The organism is Kitasatospora sp. NPDC056651, from assembly GCF_042792155.1.
Classification (GTDB): domain Bacteria; phylum Actinomycetota; class Actinomycetes; order Streptomycetales; family Streptomycetaceae; genus Kitasatospora.
Window position 1 is genome coordinate 1 of sequence record NZ_JBHTWX010000202.1, and the last position, 5,938, is coordinate 5,938.

General features: G+C 68.4%; 9 protein-coding genes. 2 read left to right on the forward strand and 7 right to left on the reverse strand.

Features of this window, described 5'->3' with window-relative positions; all coding sequences use genetic code 11:
* Positions 1–61 precede the first annotated feature (61 nt).
* Complete coding sequence (locus ACFRAR_RS38000; protein ID WP_380704906.1) at positions 62–778, forward strand: hypothetical protein; 717 nt, start codon at positions 62–64, stop codon at positions 776–778.
* Here the strand turns inward: ACFRAR_RS38000 and ACFRAR_RS38005 are convergent.
* Complete coding sequence (locus ACFRAR_RS38005) at positions 775–1,272, reverse strand: NUDIX hydrolase (RefSeq protein WP_380704908.1); 498 nt, start codon at positions 1,270–1,272, stop codon at positions 775–777. The two genes, ACFRAR_RS38000 and ACFRAR_RS38005, sit on opposite strands and share 4 nt — an antisense overlap.
* Before the next feature lie 272 nt (positions 1,273–1,544).
* Here ACFRAR_RS38005 and ACFRAR_RS38010 point away from each other — a divergent pair, with 272 nt between their 5' ends.
* Positions 1,545–1,886 (forward strand): ASCH domain-containing protein, encoded by a 342-nt coding sequence (locus ACFRAR_RS38010; RefSeq protein WP_380704910.1) that lies wholly within the window; start codon positions 1,545–1,547, stop codon positions 1,884–1,886.
* A gap of 126 nt (positions 1,887–2,012) precedes the next feature.
* Here ACFRAR_RS38010 and ACFRAR_RS38015 read toward each other — a convergent pair whose 3' ends face one another.
* The 6 genes from ACFRAR_RS38015 to ACFRAR_RS38040 form a co-directional block, all read right to left on the reverse strand.
* Positions 2,013–2,681, reverse strand: a complete 669-nt coding sequence (locus ACFRAR_RS38015; RefSeq protein ID WP_380704912.1) for a class I SAM-dependent methyltransferase — start codon at positions 2,679–2,681, stop codon at positions 2,013–2,015.
* A gap of 80 nt (positions 2,682–2,761) precedes the next feature.
* The gene (locus ACFRAR_RS38020; protein ID WP_380704914.1) at positions 2,762–3,271 is read right to left on the reverse strand and encodes a hypothetical protein; all 510 of its coding nucleotides are present in this window, start codon (positions 3,269–3,271) and stop codon (positions 2,762–2,764) included.
* Positions 3,272–3,498: 227 nt separating this feature from the next.
* Positions 3,499–4,347 carry a helix-turn-helix domain-containing protein gene (locus tag ACFRAR_RS38025; protein ID WP_380704916.1) on the reverse strand — a complete coding sequence of 283 codons (849 nt, stop codon included), beginning with the start codon at positions 4,345–4,347 and terminating at the stop codon, positions 3,499–3,501.
* 23 nt (positions 4,348–4,370) lie between these two features.
* Positions 4,371–4,895, reverse strand: coding sequence for a DUF6879 family protein (locus ACFRAR_RS38030; protein WP_380704918.1), 525 nt, complete (start codon positions 4,893–4,895; stop codon positions 4,371–4,373).
* A complete protein-coding gene (locus tag ACFRAR_RS38035) occupies positions 4,828–5,127 on the reverse strand; it encodes a hypothetical protein (protein WP_380704920.1) in 300 nt (99 codons plus the stop codon). Before ACFRAR_RS38035 ends, ACFRAR_RS38030 begins: the two co-directional genes overlap by 68 nt.
* A gap of 626 nt (positions 5,128–5,753) precedes the next feature.
* Positions 5,754–5,938 (reverse strand): hypothetical protein (locus ACFRAR_RS38040; RefSeq protein ID WP_380704922.1); only part of this gene is annotated, 185 nt, incomplete at its 5' end.

Here is a 5,938-nt window from a genome sequence, read left to right on the forward strand (position 1 = left end):
GCCGCCGCGATCTGGCACAACTGGAACACCGGGGCCACGATCAAGCGCTCACTCATCGCCTATGACCACTGAGAACATCGGACTCATTCATCTAGTCGCGATGGGCGAGCACCGCGAAGCACGGGCCTGGTATCGCGTTGCACAGCTCGCGGCCGAGGAAACTCGTGACCGCGCCCTCCGCGCTTGGCTTGTAGCACGTGAGGCCGTCATCCCCTTCTACTACGGGGCGCCGGCGGGCGCGGCCGAGCTAGCCGAACAAGCCCGGGTACTCGCGGGTAGCACGGTGTGCGCCACCGCCGCATGGGCACCTGCGTTGAAAGCCCGGGCGCTCGCGCGTCTCGGCCGTCCCGAGGAAGCGCGCGCCGCCATGGTCCTCGCTGAACGGGCTTTCGCCCGGCTGGGGGCAGAGCACACCGCCGACTTGGCATACGGCTACACGGAGCGTCAACTCCGTTGGCACATCGGCAGCATGTACACCACTCTTGGTGACATCAAGCGCGCACAGCCATCCCTTGACCAGGCTCTTGGTCTCTACGCACCCACCCAGTACCTCGACCGAGCACTCATTGCTTTGGACCAGGCAGACGGCCTGATGCGCGCAGGTGAGATCGGCTCGGGTGCACAGACCAGCATGCTCGCGATTGCCGCACTCCCGGACGAGCACCGGACCGGAATTGTGCTGGCTCGGGCGCGGGAGGTCGCAGCGGCGGTGCCACCGCGTGCGGCACGTCTACCACTGGTTGCCGATCTTCGCGAGATGTTGGCCATGCCGACCTAGGGCCGCAGGGCGAGCACCTGAAGCAACCCGGTGACCGCGACACCCGCCACGATCTCCCGCCGGTCGATCATGCCCTGGACCCGGGAGATCGGGATCCACTCGATCCGGTCGGCCTCATGGGTGTCCACCGGCGGTGCGACGTAGCTGGCGCCGCGGGCGAGGAACACATGGTGCTCGGCGTCGCTCATGCCGCCGATGGGCTGGACGTAGGCGAGCGCCTCGACCTCGCCCACCCGCCAGCCGGTCTCCTCCAGCACCTCGCGAACCGCCGCGGCTTCAAGGGACTCCCCGTCCTCGACGATGCCGCTCGGAATCTCCCAGCTCCAGGTGCCCGTCGCGAAGCGGTGCCGCCACATCATCAGCACCTCGTCCCGGTCGTTGACCACCACGACGGCCGCAACCGGCGCGAAGCGCACCACGTGGTGCTCGTACCGCTCCCTTCCGAGCGGCTCGACCTCGACCAGGTCGAGCCGCACCCACGGACTGGTGTACACGGGACGGCTACCGTGGACGGTCCACTCGCTACTCACTCGTACCTCATGATCTCGGTGGGGCAGGGTCGGCGCCATCCTGTCAGAGGTGCATCCGGTGGCGGCACGGCCGGCCTGGTACTACCGGGGGCACCCGGCAGCCCTCACCGCACTCGCCCCGGCTGACCGCGATGATCCGTCCGACCCGCTGAACCCGGAAGCGGCCGGCGAGCTGCGCGAGCACCTGGCCGCCCTGTCCCCGCCCACCTCGGCACAGAGACGGAAGGCACCACCACATGCCGGACCAGGACCGCGTCATCCACATCCGCCGCCCCTACCTCGACCTGATCACCGCCGGCACCAAGACCATCGAGGTGCGCGTCGGCTACCCCTCCATGCGCAGGATCCGGCCCGGACAGACCCTCGTCTTCACCTCCGAGGACGCCCGCTGCCGCACCCAGGTCGTCACAGTCGCCGAGTACCCCACCTTCGAGGCCATGCTCGACGCCGAGGACAACGAGGCGATCGGCTCCGAAGGCATGACCCGCACCCAACTCCTCACCGCCTGCCGCGACATCTACCCTCCCGACAAGGAGCAGCTCGGCGTCCTCGCCATCCACCTGCGGCTCACCCCGTAACCCGGGCGCGACCGCCCTGCGCTGCGCAGGAAGTCGGCGGGTCCGACTTCCTGCGCAGCGCGGCCGGCTTCCACGCACGAGCAGCTGGGGCGAGGCCCACTTGTCGAGGACTTCCAGGTACGCGGGTCAGGCGCTCGGGGTCCGGGCTGTGACGATCAGGGTTCCGATGTGCCCCTCGGTCGGGGCGTCGAGAACCGCCGCGTCCGCCGACTCGAACCCGCTGCGCAGAAGGAGACCGGCCCACCTGCGGGGCGTGTAGGAGTAGCGGTAGGTGTACAGCGCCCTCCCGGCGAAGCCGCCCTTGTACATCCCTTGTGGGCCGTAGGTGCCGGGGATGGCGGGGGGCTGTGAGAAGACCAGGACGCCGCCGGGGTTCAGGCGGGAGGCGATCAGGGGGAAGAGCTTCAGCGGGTCCGTGAACCAGACCGCTCCGAACATCGAGTAGACCGCGTCCCAGGTCTCGTCGGCGCCGCTCAGGTAGTCCAGGACCTCGGCGCAGTGGATCCGCACGCCGGACGGCCCCCAGCGCTCGGCGGCTTTCTCGGCCATCACGGGCGAGAGGTCCACGCCCGTGGCCTTCACGCCCTGCTCGGCCAGCGTGGCAAGAGCGCGGCCCGTGCCGCACCCGATCTCCAGCGCGCTGGCCGGCGACCCGAGCAGTTCCAGGCCGGGTCCGTGGTCGGCGTACTGGGTCCAACGGAAGACGGGCCCGGCATCGAATACGTCGTCCTTGATTCCGGCCGCGTACGTGTCCCAGAGTTCGCGCTCGGATTCGATGTCGTGCTGTGCGGGCAACGCGATTCCTTTGAAGAAGAGTTGGCAGGCGGGCAGTGCCTCTGCCCTCCCAGGTGGGGCAGGGGCACCCTGGCGCCCGATCAGTGGCTGTCGGGGACCTTGTCGTCGCACGGGGAGCAGTTCGCCCCGTCGATCGCCCACAGCTCCTCGTCGGCGTCGAACCCGTTGCCGCGCAGGAACTCGGCGGTACGGGTCACGATGCCGTCGTTGCGTCGCTGGATCAGCGGGGCGTGGTGCTTGTATCGGCCGGCGTTGTACACCTCGCAGACGGCGAAGTACACCGGCGTGTCCAGCAGGAGCTGGTGCACCCCGATGTCCACGATCTTGCCGACACCCAGGTGCACCTCCGGGTGCTCCATGGCGGTGATCGTGTACGCGATGGCGTTGTCGAGGATGCGCTCCGCCATGTCGCGCACCATGGTGTTGTCGCGGAGCAGGAGCGCGATCTCCCGGTCGTACAGGTCACCAGTGTTGCCGGGGCCCTCGAACACGTTGTACGTGAGCTCCTTGACGTACGGGCGAACCGCGTCGAGGAGGGCGCGGGGGTCACGGAACTCGGTGCCCGCAGGTGCTTCCAGCGCAACGGTCATGGTTCGTTCCTCTCTTCTCGGTGGCGCACTGCCTTGCATGAACCGTCCAGGAGGACGGGGGCGCTTTCGCACCGCTCGGACCGTTACTCTGCGAGGCTTTTCGGCGTACGGGTGCTGATGCTCGCCACCATGCGGGCCACTCCTCGGGTAATGGCCGGAACCGGCGAACAACACGCTATGAGCGCAGAGCAGTTCGGATCCACGACCTTGCACGGGCTTGCACAGATTCACCCGAGAGCGGCTATCGCGGACGCGATGAGCGCACGCGCTTGGGCGCCGTAGACAGCCATCCGGCACAGCTCCTGAAACGCCCGTGCGTAGGTGGCGATCTCGCCGGGCGTCGTGATGACCACGCGCCCGGACAACAGCTCCACCTGTACGCGGGCTTCGTCAAAGATCGAGAACGTCTCCATGGGCCACAGCTTGCGGCGGCCGGTGTGCGGCACCACTCCGAGCGACACGTTCGGCAGGGCGACCACGGCCAGCAGGTGACCAAGCTGGCCGGCCATGCCTTCCGAGTCGGCCATCTGGTGGTGCAGCACGCCCTGTTCGACCAGCAGGGCGAACCGGTGGTTGCCCTCCCGGAGCACGTGAGACCGCGCCACGCGGGCCTCCACGGCTTCTGGTACGTCGTTCGGGATACCCCGGAACTCAGTGATCGCCTCAAGCAATCCCGTTGCGTAGGAGGGTGTTTGGAGCAGGCCGGGAACCACCGTGGAGCAGTAGACCCGCATGAGGCGCGTCCGTTCGTAGAGCGGCACCACCTCTTCCTGAGCGCGGCGCAAACCGGTGCCGTGGATCCGCTTCCACTCGGTGTACATCGAGTCGGCCGACCGGGAGGCGGCGATGAGGTCAGGTGCTCGCTCCGGCACGCCGCACACCTCGCACCACACCCGTATGTCAGTGCCGGAGGGCGTGGTGCGTGCGTTCTCGATCCGAGAGGACTTGGACGGGTGCCACCCGCAGCGCTGGGCCAGTTCATGGCCGGACAGTTCAGCGTCCTTGCGGATGGCACCCAAGGCGTCGGCGATGGCCTTCCGGGCCTCTTGGGCACTGGAGAGCGGAGAGGCGGGCATGGTTCGAGCTCTGTCCGGGCCCCTCAGACCTTGTAGTCGGCGTGAGGCGTCGCCAGGTCCCAGACGGCCGCGAACGCCGACGTGCACAGCGCCGCAACGACAGGGGCCTCCGTGTACTCCGGGTCAGCGCCGGCCCCGTCACCGGTGAAGTGGTTGAACCTCACGATCCGGTTGTCGAACAGCCAGAAGTCGTTGCCGGGCAGCGCGAGCGGTGAGGCCATCCGGCGCGGCAGCCAACGGACTTCCTCGCCCGCACCGACCACGACGGACGTTCCGGCGTGCTCGTACCGGATGTACTCTGAGACGGGTTCCGAGACGATCCGGGCCCGTCGCACGGTCACCCCTCGGCCGGTCGTCTCGCGGATCAGCTCGACCCACGCCCGCCAGTGGTCCGACGTGGGGTCGACGTTGCGCGTGCCCGTCTCCCGCCACCTCCGCAGAGCGTCCGTTTCCCGCGCGATCCCGTAACTGTCGTGCAACTCAAGATGCACCGCGGACGTGTTCGCCGCCCTCATCAAGTCGGCGACGGTGGGCACGCTCTGCGACATCACAAGCCTCTCGGATCATCGGCACCATGCGGAACGGGACACGAAAGATGCCCTCACCCTCGGGGCACCCGGACGAGTGGCCGGGGATGTGGGTTTCCGCGCATGTGGCGACGGTCTCGGCGTCGACCACGTACGACTGGAACACCAGGTCTTCGGCTTCCTCGTCCACCCACACGGTAGGGCTCTGATCCGTGTCCGTGTCGGGATCGATGCCGATGAACGTCAGTTTCATGGTCCTCGCCCCTGTCGAGTCAGTTGCACTGGCATGCGCGACCATCACCCTTTGGAGCGATCCGCGTCAAGGACGCCGACGGATACGCGGCTCGAACGGCCCTCTCGGCGAGGGTGTGGGCGACAAGGAGCAGCTCGGCGTCCTCGCCATCCACCTGCGACTCACCCCGTAACCCGGGCGCGGCCTGCGGCCTGCCCCGGTCTCCCGCCGGTCGATCATGCCCTGGATCCGGGAGGGTGGAGTCGCGGGGCAGTGCACCTGGCCCTCGCACCCCCTCCGCACCCCTTCACGCTGGTGACGATTCGCCAACGCGGCAATACCGTTGGTGACGATCGCGGGCCGCGCCCGGCGGCCCGGCGTACGGGAGGTTCCACCATGCGACGCCGACGCCTCGTCACCACGATCGGGACTCTCACCGCCGCGGGGCTGCTGGCTGTAGCCGTCCCCACGTCCGCCCATGCCGCTACGGGCGTTCTGACGTTCTACAACGTGATGCTTGGCAACGGGCAGGGCACTGGCCGGGCCGTGGCGTACACCGATCCGGCCCCGGGCTGTCACAGGACGCCGAGGGATGTGTACGGGCCGTTGTGGGGCGCGAGGAACGAGACGGACAGCAAGGTCCGCTTCTACTCGACGGTGGACTGTGCGGGGCCGCTCTTCAGCGTGTCCGCCGGCAGTTGGGTGACGTTCAGGTCGAACCCGGGCTCCTTCAGCGTCGACAGCTGAACCGGTCGGGATGCGGCACAGAGGAACTGACTACCCGTCGCTTGTGCCGTCCCGAACCGCGGGCCCGGACCGTTCGCGGTCCGGG

What these genes read in the sequence shown, in the direction of transcription:
- ACFRAR_RS38000 (WP_380704906.1), top strand. Translation starts at nt 62, where the DNA reads ATGACCACTGAGAACATCGGACTCATTCATCTAGTCGCGATGGGCGAG.
- ACFRAR_RS38010 (WP_380704910.1), top strand. Translation starts at nt 1,545, where the DNA reads ATGCCGGACCAGGACCGCGTCATCCACATCCGCCGCCCCTACCTCGAC.
- ACFRAR_RS38020 (WP_380704914.1), bottom strand. Translation starts at nt 3,271, where the DNA reads ATGACCGTTGCGCTGGAAGCACCTGCGGGCACCGAGTTCCGTGACCCC.
- ACFRAR_RS38025 (WP_380704916.1), bottom strand. Translation starts at nt 4,347, where the DNA reads ATGCCCGCCTCTCCGCTCTCCAGTGCCCAAGAGGCCCGGAAGGCCATC.
- ACFRAR_RS38030 (WP_380704918.1), bottom strand. Translation starts at nt 4,895, where the DNA reads ATGTCGCAGAGCGTGCCCACCGTCGCCGACTTGATGAGGGCGGCGAAC.
- ACFRAR_RS38035 (WP_380704920.1), bottom strand. Translation starts at nt 5,127, where the DNA reads ATGAAACTGACGTTCATCGGCATCGATCCCGACACGGACACGGATCAG.